Here is a 20,636-nt window from a genome sequence, read left to right as displayed (position 1 = left end):
TAAAACAACTTATTTGATAATCCGGAAAGTGAGATTTATTCTTGGACCAATAACCGCAGTCGTTTTTGGTATTTGATGTTTCCAGAAATGCTGAGTTGTGCCTTTCATAATAAGCAGACTTCCGTGTTCTAATTTGATTTTCAGTTTTTGTTCTTTGATGGCATTGTGCTGCAAATGAAAAAATCTTTCGGCACCAAAACTCACCGAAGCGATAACCGGATTTCTTCCTAATTCCTTTTCGTTATCGGCATGCCAACCATTGCTGTCTTTGCCATCGCGGTAATAATTTAGTAAAACCGTGGTGAAATATTCTTTGCAAATTTCTTCTATTTCATTTTTGATGAACATTAATAACGGATTCCATGCATTGGGTTGCATCACAATATTGGAATAGCTGTATGGCTTTCCTTCATTACCAAAAAGCGCCGTTAATCTGGGTTGCGGATGTGTTTTCCCAAAAACTGTAATGTTATCCTGCTGCCACGGAATTTCGTTTTTTAGTTTCTCGAAAAGTTCGTTCGCTGTACTGCTTTCAAAGAAATTTGGATAATATTCAATGTCGGCATCCGGCAAGGAAAAATGTAACGGTTCTTTTGAGAAAAGTGAATTCATAGCACAAAAGTAAAAAATAGTTGGGAAGCTGGAAGATGGAAGTTGGAAGATTTATTCGTCCTGAAAACAGGAAAACTTGATTAATAGCCCCGATGGTAGCAAACTACCGCGTAGTGCGGACAGCGGGACAATACTTCCTGAAAACAGCTGTGGTTGTGCTTCAACTTCTTTAACTTCCATCTTGCCGCTTCCCTCTTCCAACAAAAAAACGACAGATTACTCCATCGTTTTTACTTAAAATAGTTATTGATTGGTTTATTCTGATTTTTGCAATAACATTTTATAGATAAAACCACCAACTAGTGCTCCGGCAATTGGTGCAACCCAAAACAACCAAACCTGATTTAATGGTTCACCACCAGCAAAAACAGCCTGTGACAACGAACGAGCCGGATTTACAGAGGTATTTGTGATTGGAATACTTACTAAGTGAATTAATGTTAAGCCCAAACCAATTGCAACTCCGGCAAATTTTCCGTTGGCAAATTTATCGGTTGCTCCCAAAATTATAAGTAAAAAGAATGCTGTTAAAACGAATTCGGCCGCAAAGCAGGAAATCATTGAATAGCCATCGGGAGAAAAAGCGTCAAAACCGTTAGAGGCAAAAGCACCGGCTTTGGTATTGTCGATAACATTTCCGGATTTTCCGGACCAGATGAAGAAAAGTGTTCCTGCGGCTGCAATCGCTCCGGCACATTGAGCAACAATGTAAGGCAACAATTCTTTTGCTGAAAATCTTCCTCCAGCCCAAAGTCCGAATGAAACAGCCGGATTGAAATGACCTCCTGAAATATGACCCACAGCATAAGCCATTGTCAAAACAGTTAATCCAAAGGCTAAAGAAACACCGGCAAATCCGATTCCTAAATCAGGAATTCCGGCTGCAAACAAGGCGCTTCCGCAACCGCCAAAGACAAGCCAGTACGTACCAAAAAATTCTGCGAATAATTTTTTCATAAATTTAGTTTTAAGTCGTGAAAAACACGATTGGTTAGTTAACTAAAATTATAAAGGAAATTACTTGGTAAAAAATGAGTTGAAGCAAACTTATCAACAAGGTTCTGAACTAATTATGTAAGTACGATGTACGAAATTAGAAGTACGAAGTAAGTCTATCCTCCAATGGCAATCATGCTTCTGTTTTGAGAAAACAGTTCCGGATTTTGGAATTTTAGATCATCATCCATTCCAGCGCGTACAGCTTTTTTGGAAAGCAGGTTTTGTTTGATTAACGGAATGATAGATTCGCCTGTGCGTAACGTTTCGAGCAATGGTGTTTCAGAGTTGGAGAATAAACAGTTTTTTAGCTTTCCGTCGGCCGTTAAACGAATACGGTTGCAAGTGCTGCAAAACGGATTGGTAACTGAACTGATGATGGCAAAGCTTCCTAAATGAGAACTTATTTTGAAATTTTTTGCGGTATCATTTGGTGCGTCCTGTAAACGTTCAATCTCACTAAGTTTATATTCTGACTGAATTGTTTCCATGATTTCGGCATAGGAAACCAATTTTGATTTGTCCCATTGGTTGCCGCTGAAAGGCATGAATTCGATAAAACGAATTTGGATATTTTTATTTTTTGTTATTGAAATAAAATCAAGTATTTCATTGTCATTAAACGACTTAATTAAAACTACATTAAGTTTAACATTAAATTTCTTCAGTAATAACAAATCGATATTTTTCTGAACGACATCAAAATATTCACGTCGGGTAATTAAGTTAAACTTGTCTTTTACCAAACTGTCAATGCTGATGTTTACCGTTTTAATTCCGGCTTCTTTAAACGTTTCGATGAATCTGTCAACTAAAATTCCGTTAGTTGTTATGGATAAATTTACTTCAAGTTTACCTAATCGCAAAATAATATCCTTTGCATCTTTTCGAACCAAAGGCTCACCACCAGTTAATCGAATCTTTGTTACGCCAAGATTGACAAAGGTTTGCGCTATAGAGACAATTTCATCTGCTGTCATTAAATGTGCCTTGGGCGTGAGCTTTATTCCGTCTTCGGGCATGCAATAAGTACATCGCAAGTTGCAATGTTCAGTAATTGAAATACGCAAATAGTCGTGTTTGCGCTCAAACGCATCCTGCAAAAGATTTTTACCTTCCATGATCAAATCCGTTCAACAATTGAAATAAATGCAATACAGACGGAAAAACAGCATCTATAGACTCTGCTGCGCCATTAGTTGAGCCAGGCAAAGCCATAAGCAACGTATTGCCTTTGAAACCAACAACACTTCTGGACAACATGGCAAATGGCGTACGTTCCTGTCCGTAGGAGCGAATGGCTTCTTCTATTCCAGGAATTCTTCTGTCTATCAAAGGAATAATGGCTTCCGGAGTATTATCTCTTTTAGACAAACCCGTTCCGCCGGTTAGGATAATTAAATCTGCTTTCATTTTGCAAAGCTGATTTACTGTTTTTTGGATTTCGCTTATTTCATCAGGAATGATATCGTAGTTGGAAATCGTAAGTCCAAATTTCTCTAGCTTTTCGGTAATGATTTTGCCTGCGCTGTCTTTCTTTTTTCCAGATGAAACGCTGTCGGAACAGACTAAAACAGCCATATTCAGATTAAGATTTTCTTTGACGCTATAATCTGATTTCCCTCCTTTTTTGTGAAGCAATTTTACGGTTGAAATTTCAACATTTTTATCAATAGGTTTCAACATATCATACATCGTCAATGCTGCAATTGACGCGCCATGCATGGCTTCGACCTCAACACCTGTTTTGTAAATCGTTTTTACGGTAACTTCTATTTTGATGCTTTCTTTCAAGCATTCAAACTGAACCGCTGTATATTCGATTGGTATTGGATGACAATCGGGAATTACACTTGAGGTGTTTTTAACAGCAAATAAACCTGCCGTTCTGGAAACTTCCAGCACATCGCCTTTTGGTACTTTTTTGTCTAAAATTGCCTGAATGGTTTCTGCCGAGCCAACCTTAACAATAGCCTGAGCTGTTGCAATTCTTAGCGTTGTGATTTTATGTGTGATATCGACCATTTTAAGTGTTTTTTTTCCAGGTATAGGTTTGATCTTCAAAGATTTCTTTTCCAAATATTGGAACTTTCTGCTTGATTTCCTCTACCAAAAATTCAATTGCCTCAAAAACTACTTTTCTTCTTGGTGCAGAAACAAAGACAAACAGGCAAATTTCGCCTGTTTTTACGCTTCCTAAACTATGATAAATATGCATACAGGTTAAGTTGTATTTGGCGAAAGCTGCTTCACGAATTTCATAAAAACTCTGCTCAGCCATTTCTTCGTAAGCCGAATACTCAATAGCGGCAATTGTTTTTCCATCAATCCCATCTGCACGAACTTGCCCGAGGAAAATATTGTGAGCGCCAATAGTCGTCTTGCTTTGGTGCTTCGCTATTGAATTTCCAATGAATTCAGAAGAAATAGCACCTTGAATGAAGGTTGTTTTTTTAGGTCTATCTGTTGTCATTACTCATTTTTGCTAAAGATTCTATTCCGTTTTGCAAATGAAAAACATTGGCAAATCCTTTTTTTGTCAGATAATCAACTGCGAGTTCACTTCTATTTCCGTGTTGGCAAACCAAGATTATTTTTTGATGTTTATCAATATCCTTCAGAAAATTATTCAACTCCGACAAAGGTACGTTTTTGACTGTTTCTAAATCCAATTTTGGCTCTTCATATTCTTCTCTAATGTCAATTATCATGGAATTATTACTGGCAAAAAAATCAGCTTCAGAAATGCTGCTATCTATAATTTTAAATTGACTTTTATAATTTGTATTTTTTTGAATTTCAATAGTTTGAAAACTATTACTTAAACTATTATACAACAATAAATTTCCACTCAAAATAGTGCCGATTTCCAGAATTATCTTCAATGCTTCATTCGCCTGCATTGTCCCTAACACGTTTGGCAAAACTCCCAAAACTCCGGAATCATTACAATTTTGAATAGCTTCTAATCGATCGTCTTCGGGAAACAAACAACGATAAGTTGGTCCGTTTTTATAATTAAAAACTGAAAGCTGACCTTCAAATTTATGAATCGAAGCATAAACCATCGGAATTCCTTTGGCTACCGCAACATCGTTTATTAAATAGCGCGTTGCGATATTATCAGTACAATCTACAATGATTTGGTAATCTGAAGCGATTTCAAAGCAATTCTTTCTGGTGAAATGAGTTGGATATTTAATAATATCAATATCCGGGTTTTGTTTCGAAACTACTTCAGCAGCGACAGCTACTTTGCTTTTTCCGCAATCGCTTAAACTATATAAATACTGGCGATGCAGATTGGTTTCTTCCACAATATCTCCATCAACGATTCCGATATTTCCAACTCCGGCTGCAGCCAAATTTTGCAAAACAGGACAACCCAAACCTCCAACACCAACAAGCAGAACTTTGGCATCAGCTAATTTTTGTTGACCTGAAATTCCAATTTCAGGTAAGGTAATTTGTCTTTTGTATCGTTTCATTTATCTTAATTAATCATCCTCCGGCAAACGGTGGCAATAATGCTATTTCGTCATATTTTTCTAACAAAATATCATTTTGTAAGAATTTTTTATTTACAGCTATTGAATATTTAATAACCAGTAGTTTAGGATAATTTACTTCTAGTTTTAATTGCATTTTTTTTAGCGTATTCAAATTTTCATCAATAGAGAATACTTCCTCATTTTTTTGGGTTATATCGGCAATTATTCCGAAATATTTCACTGTAATTTCCATGTCGAATTAGGTTGTGTACAATTTAAAAATTGCGATTAGTAAAACCAAAGCCAGAACATTTCGCAGCATTTGCGTATTCATTTTTTTGCTTCCAAAATAACCTCCTAATATTCCACCTATCAAAACTACAGCTATCAGTGATAGTGATGAGATTGGCAAGGTTCCTCCTTTTGATAAAAAACCAAAAAGCCCTGAAATAGAATTCACAAAAATAAACAATGCCGATACTGCTGCAGTTTGTTTCATGTCTGCCCAGCCTAAAAGCAAGATTACCGGGCTTAAAATGATTCCGCCTCCTATTCCAATCAAACCTGATAAAAAACCTATTAAAGCACCAATAAATAGTGCTAACGGAATGTTTATCGGCTTCAACTCTCCTTTTTGTTTTCCAAATAAACCAATCAATCTCGCCACAGCGAATAGCAATACTGTCGCCAAAATGATTTTGTAAATATGTGTTTCAATCGTAATGATTCCGCCTAAAAACGAGAACGGAACTGAAGTTATTGCAAACGGATAAAACAGTTTCCATTCAAATTTCTTTTCTCTGTAATAGAAATAAAAAGAAATCACCGAAACCAATATATTTAATATCAAAGCAGTAGGTTTCATAAACGTAACCGGAAACGCAAACAAACTCATCAAAGCCAAGTAACCACTGGCGCCACCGTGTCCGACACTTGCATAAAGAAAGGCGACGATAAACAATAAAATTAGTAATAACGGAGATTGAATAAGTTCGCTGGCGAGCATATTTTAAAAAATTAACGAACCGTAAATATAACTACAATTATGTTTTCAGATAAGATAAACCGAAACTTTATCGCCTTTTAGCAGTTGGTAATTTCCGTTTGGAACATAAACCAAAGCATTGGCAAGCGCAAAAGAATTGAGCATGCCCGAATCCTGATGCGGCAAAACAGTAACCTCATCATCAATAATCGAGGCTTTTAAAAACTGACTTCGCGGATTATCAACCGTGAAATCATGCGCTAAACTCTTTATCAGTTTTGAACCATAAACAGCGTCAAAACCAGAAAGTTTTTGAAGTGTCGGCAACACATACACATAAAAACAAGTCAGACTTGCTGCCGGATTTCCCGGTAAGGCAAAAATTATTTTGTTACCCAATTTTCCAGCAAACAATGGCTTTCCGGGTTTTTGGTTCACCTTATAAAACAGTGTTTCAACGTTTAAAGCATTCAGAGCACTACCCACAAAATCATAATCACCAACCGAAATTCCGCCCGAAACTAATACAACATCATTTTCATTGATTGCATTTTTCAAAGTGATTTTTGTGTTTTCAAAATCGTCGTTAACTCTGTAATTAGAAATTACATTGAAATTTGCACCAAATAAAGCCGTTTGCAGCATTATTGCGTTAGATTCATATACTTTCCCGTCTGTCAGATTTTCACCTGCCGAAATCAACTCGTTTCCGGTAACAACAATTCCAACTTTTGGTTTTTGACAGACTTTCACTTTTGTAAAACCCAATCCGGTTAAAAAGCCAATGGCTGCCGGGTTTAAGAATGTGTCTTCTCCCAAAGCAATGGCATCTTTAGTAATTTGTGCACCAAGCTGACGAACATTAGTTTCTGGATTTATGTTCTCCTGAAGCAACAAATTAGTATCATCGACAGTAACTTTCTCCATCTGAATAACAGCCTGCGCCGAATTGGGAACAGCAGCACCTGTAAATATCTTGACGGCTTGCCCGGGTTTTAATTCTGATGTGTAAAAGTCACCTGCTTTCACTTCATCTACAATTTCATACTGCAACGAATTGTGCAGACAAACAGCAAAACCATCCATCGTGGCTTGACGAAAAGGCGGCATATTGATGGGCGAAAAAACCGTTTCTGCCAAAATATGATTCCGTGCTTCCGGCAACGAAAGCTCCACTACTCTTTTGGAGTAATCTAATTCATCAAGTATTGCAAAAGCTTTCTGTGGCGAAATCATCGGTTTTGATTTTTAACTCTAATTAATTGTGCCGCTACGCTAATTGCGATTTCCTGAGTCGTTTCACTTTTGATATCGATACCAATTGGTGCATAAACTCGGGCGATTCTTTCTTTATCAAAACCATCGGCAATCATGTTCTGAAACAAAGTGGCAATCTTTTCTTTACTTCCTAATAACCCAATATACTTAAAATCTTTGTTGATTAATTGTCGGATTATAATATCGTCTGTTCGATATCCGAAAGACATGATAACCAAATAAACATTGCTGCCTTCTGGAATATAATTTTCGATTTCTTCAAATGCTACAGTTTGTTTTGATTGCACAAAATGGTTTTGCTCCATCGTATTGAGATTCTCACGATGATCGAGCATATGAATTTCAAAATCTAATTTGGAGAGTGTTTCGCTTAATGCCAAACCAACGTGACCACCGCCGATTATATAAACTTTCTCGGTTAGTGAATTGGTTTCGGTAAAACTCCATTCTGTATTTTCAGCAAAAACATTAATTCCGTGATTATTATAAGTAATCTCGAAATTTTCTTCGGTTATAATTTGATTAACTAATGGAAGAAATTGAACTGTAACATCATAAAAGGCAATCGTCTGCTGCCCTGAACATATCATTCCCGATTGGTCCTTTGGTGCTGATTTATCGTGAATCTGATGCTTTAAAAAAGGCTCGAAGCTTGGTTTATCCAAAAGTGATTCGGCGAATTCTACCAGCTTATGCTCCATGATTCCGCCGCCAATGGTTCCGTACATTTGGTTTTTGGTTATCAGCATTTTGAACCCTTTTCGTCCCGGACTGCTGCCTTCATTGGCAATAACAATCATCAGCACCAATCGCTTTTCGGATTGGAGAACTTCTTTTACTTTTTTATAAAAATCTAAAACCATTTATATCGTTTCTGATTTACCAAAATTAACTTTTTATCCTTAAGTTTGTATGTTTGCCTTTCGGGTAAATCCAAAATAAAAAACAGTGCAGGAAAGAAAAATATACAGCAGTCGCGTTTGGGTTGACAATAAACTACAACCCGCTACCATTACTTTTAACTACGGAATTACCGCTATCGATTTCAACAAATCAGCTGATGCTGAAGATTATGGCAAGGCACTGATTATGCCCGGAGTTATTGATGTACACGTTCATATAAACGAACCGGGAAGAACCGAATGGGAAGGTTTTGAAACCGCAACTCAGGCTGCAGCCGCTGGTGGTTCTACTACAATAATTGACATGCCTTTGAATGCAAGTCCGGTAACGACAACTTTAGATGCTTTTAATCAAAAAATAGAAGCTTCAAAAGGTAAGATGAATGTCAATGTTGGATTTTATGCCGGATTGATTCCGGGAAATGCTTCTCATTTAGAATCGTTGATTCAGGCAGGAGTTGTTGGTGTGAAATGTTTTCTGACACATTCAGGTATTGATGAATTTCCGAATGTTACCGAAAAAGATTTGGATGAAGCCATGCCGATTATAGCCAGACACAATATTCCGTTATTGGCGCATTGTGAATTATACGATACTGAAATTGATTGTGATTTCGATACTAATCCGACAAGCTACCAACATTATCTGGCAAGTCGTCCAAAGAAATGGGAAAATGATGCGATTGATTTGATGATTAGAATGTGCCGAAAACACAATTGCCCGATTCATATCGTTCACGTAGCATCTGCGGAAGCATTAGCAATGATTGAAGCTGCTAAAAAAGAAGGATTGCCAATTACAGCCGAAACCTGTACACAATATATCTTCTTTAATGCCGAAGACATTCCTGACGGAAACTGCATATACAAATGTGCGCCGCCAATTCGGGAAAAAACAAACAATGAACAGTTGAAAAAAGCTTTTATTTCAGGGGTTTTAGATTTTATCACAACCGACCACTCACCTGCTCCGCCAAACATCAAAGAAATGGAAAGCGGCAATTTAAGAAAAGCCTGGGGAGGAATTGCAGGCATTCAATTTCTATTGACAGCTTCATGGACAGCTTTAAAAGAAACTATGTCATTGGAACAATTTATTCCACTAGTAACTTCAAAACCAGCAAGTTTTATTAAATCTTCAACCAAAGGAACAATAAAAATCGGTAATGATGCCGATTTTGTAATATGGAATCCTGACGCAATCGATTTAGCAAAACCCGAAGACATTTTTTTTAGATATAAAATAAGTCCATATATTGCAACCCGCTTAAACGGTAAAGTGCTTGAAACTATAGTAAACGGTGCGACTGTTTATCGAAACAAATCACTACAAAACAAAAATAAAGGACAATGGCTTTTGCAAAAGTAACCGAGATTATCAAAGAATCACCAGCATTTACAACACTAACTGATTTAGCCGCAGCGCGATTAGGCGGAAAAGTTTTATATGCTACCGATGATTTTTTTGCCGAAAAAGAAAATTTAATTCTGCCAACACGAGGCATATTTATACACGATAAATACACCGACAGAGGAAAATGGATGGACGGCTGGGAAAGCCGCAGAAAGAGAACTCCGGGACACGATTGGGCTGTAATTCAATTGGGCGTTTCAGGAAAGATTGCCGGTTTTGATATCGATACCAATTTCTTTTTGGGAAATCACCCTCCACATGCTTCGATTGAAGCGGTGAATATCACAAATCCTGAAAGTGTAACCGATTGGGAAAATGTAGCATGGAAAGAAATCCTGCCAAAATCTCATTTAGATGCAGGTTCACAGAATTTTTATGAATGTCAAAGCGATGAAATCTTTACCCATTTACGACTACATATTTATCCTGATGGCGGCGTGGCCCGTTTCAGAGTTTATGGAGAAGTATTCAAAAACTGGGATGCGGTTTCAGCAAATGACACTATCGATTTAGCTGCGGCTACAAACGGAGGACAATCTCTTGCCTGCAACGATATGTTCTTTAGCGCGATGAGCAATCTAATTATGCCAAATCGTGGCGCCAATATGGGCGATGGTTGGGAAACTAAACGTAATCGAACTCCAAACAACCGCGATTGGGTTATTGTAAAATTAGCACACAAAGGAACGGTAGAAAGAATCATTGTGGATACTTGTCATTTCAAAGGAAATTATCCTGATAGTTGTTCGATTGAATGTTGCTCAAGCGATAATGACGAAGCCGTCATTAATAATGGCGATTGGCAAACTTTGTTACCGCAACAAAAATTAAGCGCTGACAATGAACATGAATTTGTAAAAGAAATAAACGCTCACCAACCGATTACCCACGTTAGATTAAATATCTTCCCTGACGGAGGAATAAGTCGTTTGAGATTGTTTGGTAAAATCAGTAAATAGTGTCAGTAGGAACATTTGTCATAATCGTTTTGTATGTATTGTATTTCGGTGTACTGGTTACGCTGGGCTATATGTCATACAAAATATCAGGCTTTTTAAAAGGCAAAAACCAAAAAAATCCTGAAGGCGATGCCGATATCAGAAACACCAGCATGAATTATATTTATGTTGGAATGCTACTGATGATTGTTGGGATTTTAGTCAACACCTATATTTTAGTTGAAGGAACGCCGTTAGAAGCGCACATGATGGAATGGTTGAACATTGTTATCCGATTGATGCACATTACCTTTGGAATTGCATGGATTGGTGCTTCGTTCTATTTTGTGTTTTTAGAAAATGCTTTAAACAGAACAGAAGATGTACGCGATGAATTAGCCGGAAACCTCTGGGCTGTTCACGGTGGCGGATTTTATTATTTAGAGAAATATAAAATCGCGCCAAAGACAATTCCGAAACACCTGCATTGGTTTAAATACGAAGCTTATTTTACTTGGCTGTCTGGTTTTTGTCTGCTGTTTGTGGTATATTATTTCAATGCTTCCGCATTTTTAATTGACAAAAATATTCTGGACATAACAGCTACCGAAGGAATCCTTATTGGAGTGAGTTCATTCGTGGTGGCTTGGATTATTTATGATAAGATGTGCAAATCTTCCTTAATCAAAAATCAATTGGCGTTTGCTTTGGTTGGATTTGCTTTCCTGATATTGTTTGCTTGGTTTTACTGTCATGTATTCAGTGCCCGCGCAGCTTATATTCATTTTGGAGCGATGATTGGAGGAATAATGGTTGCCAATGTGTTCTTTGTAATTATTCCGGGACAAAAAGAAATGGTGCGTTGTGCCAAATTGGGGATTCCGTTAGATCCGAGTTTGGGTAAAAAAGCCTTGGCGCGTTCATTACATAATAACTATTTTACATTGCCTGTTCTGTTTGTGATGGTGAGTAATCACTTTCCGTCTACCTTTGGTTATGAATATCCTTGGTTGATGTTAGCAATAATTTCTTTGGGCGCTGCCGGTGTAAAACACTATCTGAACTTAAAAGAACAACAAAACCTCAACGTTTGGATTTTACCTGTTTCAGTTGTAATTTTATTAGCTGCATGCTTTATTTCAGCACCAAGTACAAATCCGTATGAATGTAAAAAAGAAGTTACCTTTATAGAAGTAAATGAAATTATCCAAAAACGTTGTACCCAATGTCACTCGGCTACACCAACGGATGATGTCTATAAAACAGCTCCAAACGGCGTAAAATATGATACGCCTCAGGATATTTACAACAAAAGGGATTTAATCATGCAGCGTGTTGTGGTGACTAAAACAATGCCTCAGAACAACAAAACAAATATCACCGAAGAAGAACGAAATATGATTCGGTGTTGGATTGAACAAGGTGCAAGCCTAAAATAATGACGATATGAATTTATTAGCATTTAATACTTTACCAGAAGAAACCGCAAGGAAAGAACTATTTGCTTGTTGTGGTTCTGAAAAATGGGCAGATGCCATGATGAAGCACTTCCCTTTTGTTTCCGAAAAACAGTTAGTGGATTTGTCTTCCAAAATTTGGTATGATGAATGTGGCGAAGCGGATTGGAGAGAATCATTCACCCATCATCCAAAAATTGGCGATGTAAAAAGCTTAACCGAAAAGTTTGCCGGAAAAGAACAAGCCGGAGTTGCCGTGGCTACTTCTGAAACCATTGAAGCTTTGGCGAAAGCCAATACGGATTATGAAAACAAAAACGGATTCATTTTTATTGTATGCGCTACCGGAAAATCAGCAACTGAAATGTTGGCTTTATTGAATGACCGTTTGCAAAATACAGCCGAAGAAGAACTACACATCGCAATGGGCGAACAGCAGAAAATCTCTATCATCCGTTTCAAAAAAATGTTACCTGACAGCGATTTTAGTTTCCTTAAAGTAAGCCAAATCACCACACACGTTTTAGATACTTCAACAGGGATTCCAGGGAAAGACATTTCAATCCGATTACAAGCTTTCAGAAATAATACATGGCAAACCATCACGCAAGGCATTACTAATGCTGACGGTAGAATTCCGGATTTATTGGCACAAGAAAGAAATCTAAAACCAGATACCTATAAAATGGTTTTTGATACCGGAAAATATTATTCAGGACAAAAAACCTTTTATCCAAAAGTAGAAATCATTTTCAGCACTTTTGACGAAACACATTATCATGTGCCTTTGTTGATTAATCCTTTTGGATATAGTACTTATAGAGGCAGCTAAATAGATTTTTAGATTGTTAGACTTCTTAGATAGTTAGATTAAGAAATAGAAAATTCACAATTATTATGACAATACCGGCAAATAAAAAAGAACAATTATTCAACAGTTTAAGCAAAGCCAATTCGACTTTCAACGAAATATATCCGGGTGACCGAAGCGACCGTCAGCCTGTACATACTTTGTATGGCGGTGCGAACCTTTTCAAATCGGATGCGCCGATTACCTTGGGACATCGCGCTTTAGAAATATTAGAAACCTATGCGCCAAACCACGAAGTTTTCGGTAAAGCTTTTGGCCTTACTGGCGGCAATGATTTCAGCAAAAAGATTTATGACAAGGTGGTAGCCAAATTAAAATCGGAAGCGATTGAAGATTTTCGTATCGATTTTGAAGATGGTTTCGGAAACAGAAGTAATGAAGAAGAAGATGCAACTGCCGAAACTGCTGCCAAAGAAGTTGCTAAAGGAATGAAAGACCACACGCTTTCACCATTTATTGGTATCCGTATCAAACCATTTACAGAAGAAATGAGAGAAAGAGGGTTGAAGACTTTAGACATTTTCATAACCACTTTAGTAAAAGAAACCGGCGGAAAATTACCGGACAATTTTGTAGTGATGTTGCCAAAAGTTACGATTCCGGAGCAACCGGAAACTCTGGCAAATTTCTTTACCATTTTGGAAGAAGAGTTAGGTATGGTAAAAGGAACTTTGAAAATGGAAATGATGGTCGAAACTACGCAAGCCATTATGGATATTGCCGGAACTAACCCATTATACCGATTCATCAAAGCGGCACAAGGTCGTTGCATTGCGATGCACTTCGGAACATATGATTATACAGCAAGCTGCAGCATCACGGCAAAATATCAGGAAATGGATCATCCTGTTTGCGATTTTGCACATCATGTAACCAAAGTTGCCTTAGCTCATACAGGAATCTGGTTGAGCGATGGTGCTACGAATACGATGCCTATTGGTCCACATCGTGGTGACTTGACTCCGCAACAGGAAAAAGAAAACATGGAAGTGGTTCACAGAGCCTGGAAAAAAGGATACGACCACATTCGCCACTCGTTATGGAATGGTTATTATCAGGGTTGGGATTTGAATCCGGCTCAGTTCCCAATGCGTTATGCGGCTGTGTATGCCTTCTTTTTGGAAAGCTACGACGATGCCGTTGACCGTTTAAAAACTTTCGTTGAAAAGGCAGCACGTGCGACTTTGATTGGTGATGTATTTGATGATGCCGCTACCGGACAAGGATTGCTAAATTATTTCCTTCGTGCCTTGAACAGTGGTGCGATTACCGAAGAAGAAGTTTTGGTAACAGGCTTGACTTTAGATGAAATCAGAGGTCGTTCGTTTAAGAAGATATTAGAGAACAGAGCTGGGAAATAGTGGTCAGTCGCAGTTTTCAGTCGCAGTTGACTTATAAATAAAAAGAAACCGCAGCAGTAATGTTGCGGTTTTTATGTTTTATTAAACTCTTAATAATCCTCGAAATCCTCTGGAAGCATAATACGATTCGGCTCCATTATGATATACAAAAACAGTATCGTAACGCCGATCACAAAAAAGTGCACCACCTAATTTTCGGATATCAGCCGGAGTCTTTACCCAACTAGAACTTTTCAAATCAAAGTTTCCCAATTGCTGCAGTTCTCTATATTGTTCTTCGGTTAAGATTTCAGTTCCCATTTCAGCTGCCATATTCATAGCGCTATCTTTTGGTTTAAATTCTTTTCTTGAGTCTAATGCTTGTTGGTCGTAACAAATGCTTCTTCGCTCTTTTGGACTTTCGGCAGAACAATCATAAAAAATATATTCGTTTGTCTTTGCATCGTAACCAACAACATCAGGCTCACCTCCTGTTCTTTCCATTTCGTTGAGTGACCAAAGTTTTTCAGAATTGGCTTCTAGCTTTGACTGAACTTTAGCCCAATCTACATCCGGATGACGGTTTTTGTTTTTGTCAAAACGCTCTTTCAATACTTCAAGAAGTGCTGAGGAATGTTCCGGTGATAATTGCTTTTTATTTGCCATGATCATAATAATTTAATTATCTGCCTGAATTATAGGATTTCCAATCTCTCTGAAAGTCTACTGCGGTTTAAACAAATTGACCGTATAATCAAGTAATTTTGCATCTCCATAAGCTCCATGTCCAGGAACAACAATTTTAATGTTCGGATAGTGCTTTTTAATTTTACTAACCGTATTTGACCAATCCGCAACATTGGCATCTCCTAAATATCCTTTATTGGCATTAACTTCCTTAATAAGACATCCACCAAATAATATGTTGTCGCTCTGAAAAAAACCTACTACATTATCTTTAGTATGCCCTTCTCCAAAAAAAGTAACAATACAATTTTCTCTATTTATTTTTAATAGAAGTGTATCCTTGAAACTGTTTTTAGGCACAGTCATATTATTTTCCTTTGCTAGTGTTATAGATTTGAAATAAGCATAAGAAGGAATATTGTTTTCATGAAATGCTTTCAATCCTCCCAAACAATCATCGTGAAAATGGGTTGGAACAATGGCATTTATTTTACAATGTATCGAATCTTTTACCCATTTTATTAATTCTTGAGCAGTTACGTCAGTAACAGGTGTATCGAAAACTATAGCTTCATCTCCATTTCTGACGATTAGACCGTTGCAAGGTACATTTCCAAAATCTTCAGTTTGCTTGAATGAGGTATGCAAATATGAATTTTGTGCAATTTGGACGATGACCAAGTCATTGGATTTATAAACTTCAGCAGGTTTAAATTGTTGCTTCTTGTTATCATTGCAACAAATAGTAATAATGCAGATTATAGTTGCCAATAACAATTTGATAATGCCCTTCATAAAAATTTCCGATAACTATTCTTTATACAAATCCATCAAAACTTTTTCCGGAGTATAAGGTGCATTTACAGCCAAATCTGCATTTGGATTAAACGCTTTTACAGCATTTCTGATTGCAAAATAAGCTCCGATTCCATACATCAATGGCGGCTCGCCTACTGCTTTTGATTTTTTTATTGCAAGTTCGTGACCTTCGGTTTCTAAATGTTGGATGTTAATCACTTTTGGCACCGAATAAATATCCGGAACTTTATAGGTCGATAATGCATTTGAAACCAATCTTCCTTGGTCATTATAGATGATTTCTTCCAAAGTCATCCAGCCAATTCCCTGAACCAATCCACCTTCAATCTGACCATTGTCAATATCCTTATTCATACTTTTTCCGAAATCGTGAACAATATTGATGCTGTCGAATTCGTATGTTCCTTTTAGGCAATCTACCGTAACCTCGTGGATGGAAGTTCCGTAAACGTGATACGCAAACGGATGTCCTTTTTCTTTGGTTTTATCGTAATGAATGGTTGGCGTAGCGTAATGCGCATTTTCAGAAAGCGCGACACGTTGGGTAAACGCTTTTAGGATCAAATCCTTCCAACTCATTTCGGTTTTGGTTTCATTGGCATACACCATTTCGTCTTTGATTTCAATAATCTGGTCAGTGTATTCTTTTTGGGCAACCGCTTTTAATCGTTCTAACAAAGCGTTACAAGCCATTAACAAAGCTTTTCCGTTAAGGTCGGCTCCGGCACTTGCTGCTGTTGGTGATGTATTGGCAACACGTAAGGTATTGGTTGATTCCAATCGTACCTTATCGGCTTTAATACCTAAAGTCTCAACAACAATCTGAAGCATTTTGGTATTCAAACCCTGCCCCATTTCAACGCCACCTGTACTTACCACAACACTTCCGTCGTGATAGATGTGAACCAAAGCACGTGCATGATTCATCATCGTATTGGTAAACGAAATCCCGAAACAAATTGGCTGAACTGCCAATCCTTTTTTGAAACGGGTGTTAACTTTATTGAACGATTCTACCCTATTTTTTTGTGCTTCGTAATCGTAGCTTTTCATACAGGTTTCCCATGTATTTTTCGCTTCAACCTGTTGCAAAATTTGACCATACGATAATTCATCTCCATCTTTTACCAAATTCGCTTTCTGAATCAATGCCGGGCTTACACCCAAGGCTTCGGCAGCTTTTACAATAGCTGCTTCGATTACGAATTTTCCTTGTGGACCACCAAATCCACGGAAAGCGGTATTTGGAGGCAGATTGGTTTTACAACTGTACGCTTTTGCAATCACATTCGGAATAAAATACGCATTGGTCGAATGGAATAAGGTTCGTTCCATAACCGCCGGCGATAAATCGGCTGCAGCTCCTGCATTTTGGTAATGCGTTACTTCGTAAGCTATGATTTTTAAATCTTTATCTAAACCTATTTTAAAATCAGCTGAATACGGATGACGTTTTCCGGTCATTCGCATATCATCCATTCGATGCATCGACATTTTTACAGGTTTGTGCAGAATCTGACAAGCCAAAGCTACCATAACTGCCCAAGGTGTTGCTTGGTCTTCTTTCCCTCCAAAACCTCCGCCAAGCCGGACCGTATCGATTTCGACTTTGTGCATTGGAATTCCCAAAACCTGAGCCACCATTCTTTGCACGGCAGTTGGACCTTGAGTAGATGACGATATGATAATACTTCCGTCTTCTTTTGGGCGGGCGTAAGCACCTTGTGTTTCTATGTATAAATGTTCCTGACCGTTGACGTCGCTTCTGCCTTCAAAAACATAATCGCATTGTGCCCAAGCTGAAGCTGTGTCTCCGAGTTTGAATTGTCTCGGTGGCATAATCAGTTTGTCTTGCGCTTGAGCGATTCTTGGATCGACAATTATTGGCAATTCTTCATAATCGACTTTGATTAATTTTGAGGCCTGACGGCAATGATGTTCTGATGTTCCAACGATAATAGCTATAACCTGTCCACGAAAATGAACTTCGCCTTCTGCCAATAAAGGTTCATCCGGAAATATTCCGCCAATTTGATTTTGACCCGGAATATCTTTAGCTGTAATAATTGAAACAATTCCGTGGCTTTTTAAAGCAGCATCCAAATCGAGCTTTTTGATTTTAGCATGAGCCACATTCGAATCGAATGGAAGCGCATACAAAGTGCCATGGACTTCCTGTATATCATCAAGGTAAATGGATTTCCCTTTTACGTGATTATGTGCATCTATATTAATCATAGCAAGTCCTCCATTTTTATGGTTTCAGGGAAAAGTTCGATGAAATGTCCGAAAAACAATTGTCTTCCCAATAATCTTTTGTATGCTTCTGTACCTCTTGCATCACTGATTGGCGATAATTCGGATTGCAAAATTTGTTCTGCTTCTTTTATTACGGAAACCGAAATTGATTTGTTTGTCAAAAATGCTACGGTCTTCGCCAGATATTTTGGAATTGGTCCTACTCCACCCATTGAGGCATGAACTTCTGTGATTGTATTTCCATTAGTAGTAACTGAGATTGCCGAATTCACGCTGGCTATATCCAAATATTGTCGTTTGCAGACTTTCTCAAAATTGAATTTTGTTCCGTTTACCGGAAGTTCAAAAGCGATTTCGGTGATTATTTCGTCTGCTTTTTTATCGAATGTTTTATAGCCTGTATAAAAATCCTTCAGCATTAATTTTCTTGAAACATTGTCTTTATTTGTCAATGTTAATTCTGCTTTCATTGCCAAAAGAATGATGGTAAAATCACCAATTGGCGAACCATTGGCAATGTTTCCGGCTATGGTTGCGATGTTTCGGATTGGTGTTGATGAAAGTAGTTTCAGGTGTTTATACCAATTCGGAATTGTTTCAAGTAATCTTTTGTTTTCCATCAAATCCGTAACCGTAGTTGCCGATTTTAGGATACAAGTATTTCCATCGAAAGAAATTCCGTTTAATTCACTTTTATCAAACAGATAATCCAAATCGTATTCGTGCAAATCGTCATGCTTCTGAACATATAAATCAGTTCCACCACCAATTGGTGTCACCCCATTTGAGTTGTATGTTTCAGTTTTTATTGATTTTATTCTTTCTTCAATATCTAAAAAATAATCGGGAACAAATTCGTTAGCAACGAGCCAATCCATTGGATTGCTTTTATCTTTTGAAACCAATTTGTTAGCCAATTGAGCAGAAGCTCTTTCTATGGTTTTGTAACCAGTGCAACGACAAATATTCCCATCAATAGCACTAATCGCGCTTTCTACTGTTGGTTCGACGCAAGTCAACGCATAGCCACACATGGAGTTTACAAAACCCGGCGTACAGAAACCGCATTGCGTTCCGGAACAATCGACCATTGCTTGTTGCGCTTGGTTTAATTTGTTTGGCAAATTCAGACCTTCAACGGTAACGACGTGTTTTCCGTGAATGTTTGGTAATGGCGTTAAGCAGGAAGTAGCACTCATATATTCGAGTTTCCCATCTTTCATTGTACCGATTAAAACAGTACAAGCACCACAATCACCTTCGCGGCAACCAATTTTTGTCCCGCGTAAATTTTCATCATAACGAACAAAATCCAGCAATGTTGTATGTGCCGGCTTGTCGGTTTTGATAAGTTGGTTATTTAATATAAATTGAATCATAGGGAATTTAGAAATCAATATTCGATTTTACCGATACTTTCTGACCAAAGTTTGAAGGCTTCTAAAGCTTCTTCGTTCATCATCTGGATGGTTTCCAATTTACGGTTTTGATAGGGCAATTCTAATTCTTCGTAGATGAACTGGTCATCGAAGTTTATATTGGCTGCGTCTTTTTTGGTATTGGCGAAATACATTCGGTCCGGTCGAGCCCAATAGATTGCTCCCAAACACATAGGACAAGGTTCACAACTGGTGTAGATTTCGCAACCATCTAATTGGAAACTTCCCAAAGCTTTGCAGGCATTTCTAATGGCTACTACTTCGGCATGAGCTGTTGGGTCATTAGTTGAAGTTACGCTATTCGCGCCATGCGCAATTATTTTTCCGTCTTTGACAATAACAGCACCAAACGGTCCGCCTTTTCCTGATTTCACATTTTCGATAGAAAGCCGAATCGCTTCTGTCATAAATTCACTTTGCTTTGTTGAACACATATTTCTGTAATACTATTTAATATAATTTTTAGCTGCTTTCAAAATTTTGAAGCCAATAAAGATACGAATTGAAATGGTTTTCAAAAAAAGTTTTTTAATCTTACTTTCTTAAAAAAGAAAACCATCACTTGAAAGTGATGGCAATTCAGTGATGGCAATTTATTCCATAAAAAGGAAAGCAAAATGCTTTCCTTTTTATGGAGCCGGCAAAGGGACTTCCCGAAACAAGTTCGGGATAAACTTCTCGTCCCAAATTCATATAAAACAAAAACCGCTTCGAATAAACGAAGCGGTTTCATTTGGAGCCGGCAGAGGGACTCGAACCCACGACCTGCTGATTACAAATCAGCTGCTCTAGCCAACTGAGCTATGCTGGCGTCTCATTAGTTGTGCAAATATAGAAGTGAAAATTAATTCTCCAAAATATTTCTCAACTTTTTTCTATTAAAGTGCGTTGATTTTTTCAACCAATTGATTTGCAGTTTGTTCTAAATCTGCATTAATTTGTTTGAAATGCGCTTTTTTATTTTCTACATTCTTAGCATTAACTTTTTCGATCAAACCGTCGAAAGACGTGATAGCTTCATCAATGATAGCGTTTGTTTTATCAGATGGCTTTCCGGTAGTGGTCATTTCATAAATGTAAACCGCTTCAATAATATCACCTAATACGAAGTTAATATCTTTCTTTAAATTTCTAACACTTGGCATTTT

The 20,636-nt window shown here is 37.6% G+C and carries 21 protein-coding genes and 1 tRNA gene; 5 read left to right on the top strand and 17 right to left on the bottom strand.

Annotated features, from left to right (window positions below):
- Positions 1–9 precede the first annotated feature (9 nt).
- The 10 genes from L1S35_RS09915 to L1S35_RS09870 all read right to left on the bottom strand — a co-directional run bounded on the left by L1S35_RS09915 (position 10) and on the right by L1S35_RS09870 (position 8,225).
- Complete coding sequence (locus L1S35_RS09915) at positions 10–612, bottom strand: alpha-ketoglutarate-dependent dioxygenase AlkB family protein (protein WP_236400195.1); 603 nt, start codon at positions 610–612, stop codon at positions 10–12.
- Positions 613–867: 255 nt separating this feature from the next.
- The gene (gene aqpZ / locus L1S35_RS09910; RefSeq protein ID WP_236400192.1) at positions 868–1,569 is read right to left on the bottom strand and encodes an aquaporin Z; all 702 of its coding nucleotides are present in this window, start codon (positions 1,567–1,569) and stop codon (positions 868–870) included.
- Between the two features lie 155 nt (positions 1,570–1,724).
- Entirely contained in the window at positions 1,725–2,732 is a 1,008-nt protein-coding gene (gene moaA, locus L1S35_RS09905) for a GTP 3',8-cyclase MoaA (protein ID WP_370641063.1), read from the bottom strand.
- A complete protein-coding gene (gene moaCB / locus L1S35_RS09900) occupies positions 2,719–3,633 on the bottom strand; it encodes a bifunctional molybdenum cofactor biosynthesis protein MoaC/MoaB (protein ID WP_236400187.1) in 915 nt (304 codons plus the stop codon). Before moaCB ends, moaA begins: the two co-directional genes overlap by 14 nt.
- Before the next feature lies 1 nt (position 3,634).
- Entirely contained in the window at positions 3,635–4,081 is a 447-nt protein-coding gene (locus L1S35_RS09895; RefSeq protein ID WP_236400185.1) for a molybdenum cofactor biosynthesis protein MoaE, read from the bottom strand.
- Entirely contained in the window at positions 4,068–5,096 is a 1,029-nt protein-coding gene (locus L1S35_RS09890) for a HesA/MoeB/ThiF family protein (protein WP_236400183.1), read from the bottom strand. Before L1S35_RS09890 ends, L1S35_RS09895 begins: the two co-directional genes overlap by 14 nt.
- Before the next feature lie 13 nt (positions 5,097–5,109).
- Positions 5,110–5,352 (bottom strand): MoaD/ThiS family protein, encoded by a 243-nt coding sequence (locus L1S35_RS09885; protein ID WP_236400174.1) that lies wholly within the window; start codon positions 5,350–5,352, stop codon positions 5,110–5,112.
- A gap of 6 nt (positions 5,353–5,358) precedes the next feature.
- Positions 5,359–6,105, bottom strand: a complete 747-nt coding sequence (locus L1S35_RS09880; protein ID WP_236400166.1) for a sulfite exporter TauE/SafE family protein — start codon at positions 6,103–6,105, stop codon at positions 5,359–5,361.
- A 45-nt stretch (positions 6,106–6,150) separates the two neighbouring features.
- The gene (locus L1S35_RS09875) at positions 6,151–7,320 is read right to left on the bottom strand and encodes a molybdopterin molybdotransferase MoeA (RefSeq protein WP_236400165.1); all 1,170 of its coding nucleotides are present in this window, start codon (positions 7,318–7,320) and stop codon (positions 6,151–6,153) included.
- Positions 7,317–8,225 (bottom strand): XdhC family protein, encoded by a 909-nt coding sequence (locus tag L1S35_RS09870; RefSeq protein ID WP_236400162.1) that lies wholly within the window; start codon positions 8,223–8,225, stop codon positions 7,317–7,319. The genes L1S35_RS09875 and L1S35_RS09870 overlap by 4 nt, the downstream gene beginning before the upstream one ends.
- An 85-nt stretch (positions 8,226–8,310) precedes the next feature.
- On the opposite strand from L1S35_RS09870, the gene allB reads away from it, so the two are divergent.
- The 5 genes from allB to L1S35_RS09845 all read left to right on the top strand — a co-directional run bounded on the left by allB (position 8,311) and on the right by L1S35_RS09845 (position 14,305).
- Entirely contained in the window at positions 8,311–9,633 is a 1,323-nt protein-coding gene (gene allB / locus L1S35_RS09865; protein WP_236400159.1) for an allantoinase AllB, read from the top strand.
- Complete coding sequence (gene alc, locus L1S35_RS09860) at positions 9,615–10,637, top strand: allantoicase (protein WP_236400156.1); 1,023 nt, start codon at positions 9,615–9,617, stop codon at positions 10,635–10,637. Before allB ends, alc begins: the two co-directional genes overlap by 19 nt.
- Complete coding sequence (locus L1S35_RS09855; RefSeq protein WP_236400153.1) at positions 10,637–12,055, top strand: urate hydroxylase PuuD; 1,419 nt, start codon at positions 10,637–10,639, stop codon at positions 12,053–12,055. Before alc ends, L1S35_RS09855 begins: the two co-directional genes overlap by 1 nt.
- Positions 12,056–12,062: 7 nt before the next feature.
- Positions 12,063–12,905, top strand: coding sequence for a 2-oxo-4-hydroxy-4-carboxy-5-ureidoimidazoline decarboxylase (uraD, locus tag L1S35_RS09850; RefSeq protein WP_236400150.1), 843 nt, complete (start codon positions 12,063–12,065; stop codon positions 12,903–12,905).
- Positions 12,906–12,970: 65 nt separating this feature from the next.
- A complete protein-coding gene (locus L1S35_RS09845; RefSeq protein WP_236400147.1) occupies positions 12,971–14,305 on the top strand; it encodes a DUF6986 family protein in 1,335 nt (444 codons plus the stop codon).
- Between the two features lie 81 nt (positions 14,306–14,386).
- On the opposite strand, the gene L1S35_RS09840 is transcribed toward L1S35_RS09845, so the two are convergent.
- The 7 genes from L1S35_RS09840 to L1S35_RS09810 all read right to left on the bottom strand — a co-directional run bounded on the left by L1S35_RS09840 (position 14,387) and on the right by L1S35_RS09810 (position 20,633).
- Positions 14,387–14,950 (bottom strand): DUF4256 domain-containing protein, encoded by a 564-nt coding sequence (locus tag L1S35_RS09840; RefSeq protein WP_236400144.1) that lies wholly within the window; start codon positions 14,948–14,950, stop codon positions 14,387–14,389.
- 57 nt (positions 14,951–15,007) lie between these two features.
- Positions 15,008–15,766, bottom strand: a complete 759-nt coding sequence (gene bla / locus L1S35_RS09835; RefSeq protein ID WP_236400140.1) for a subclass B1 metallo-beta-lactamase — start codon at positions 15,764–15,766, stop codon at positions 15,008–15,010.
- A gap of 15 nt (positions 15,767–15,781) precedes the next feature.
- A complete protein-coding gene (locus L1S35_RS09830) occupies positions 15,782–18,028 on the bottom strand; it encodes a xanthine dehydrogenase molybdopterin binding subunit (protein WP_236400137.1) in 2,247 nt (748 codons plus the stop codon).
- Entirely contained in the window at positions 18,025–19,428 is a 1,404-nt protein-coding gene (locus tag L1S35_RS09825) for an FAD binding domain-containing protein (RefSeq protein WP_236400132.1), read from the bottom strand. The genes L1S35_RS09830 and L1S35_RS09825 overlap by 4 nt, the downstream gene beginning before the upstream one ends.
- Positions 19,429–19,442: 14 nt before the next feature.
- The gene (locus L1S35_RS09820; RefSeq protein ID WP_236400129.1) at positions 19,443–19,922 is read right to left on the bottom strand and encodes a nucleoside deaminase; all 480 of its coding nucleotides are present in this window, start codon (positions 19,920–19,922) and stop codon (positions 19,443–19,445) included.
- A gap of 300 nt (positions 19,923–20,222) precedes the next feature.
- A tRNA-Thr gene (locus tag L1S35_RS09815) sits at positions 20,223–20,299 on the bottom strand.
- Between the two features lie 67 nt (positions 20,300–20,366).
- Positions 20,367–20,633 (bottom strand): hypothetical protein, encoded by a 267-nt coding sequence (locus tag L1S35_RS09810; RefSeq protein WP_136151877.1) that lies wholly within the window; start codon positions 20,631–20,633, stop codon positions 20,367–20,369.
- Between the last annotated feature and the right edge of the window lie 3 nt (positions 20,634–20,636).

Source organism: Flavobacterium anseongense (genome assembly GCF_021608185.1).
GTDB classification, from domain to species: Bacteria; Bacteroidota; Bacteroidia; order Flavobacteriales; family Flavobacteriaceae; genus Flavobacterium; species Flavobacterium anseongense.
The sequence above is the reverse complement of the archived record's forward strand: the minus strand, read 5'-3'. Positions and strand labels throughout refer to the sequence as shown.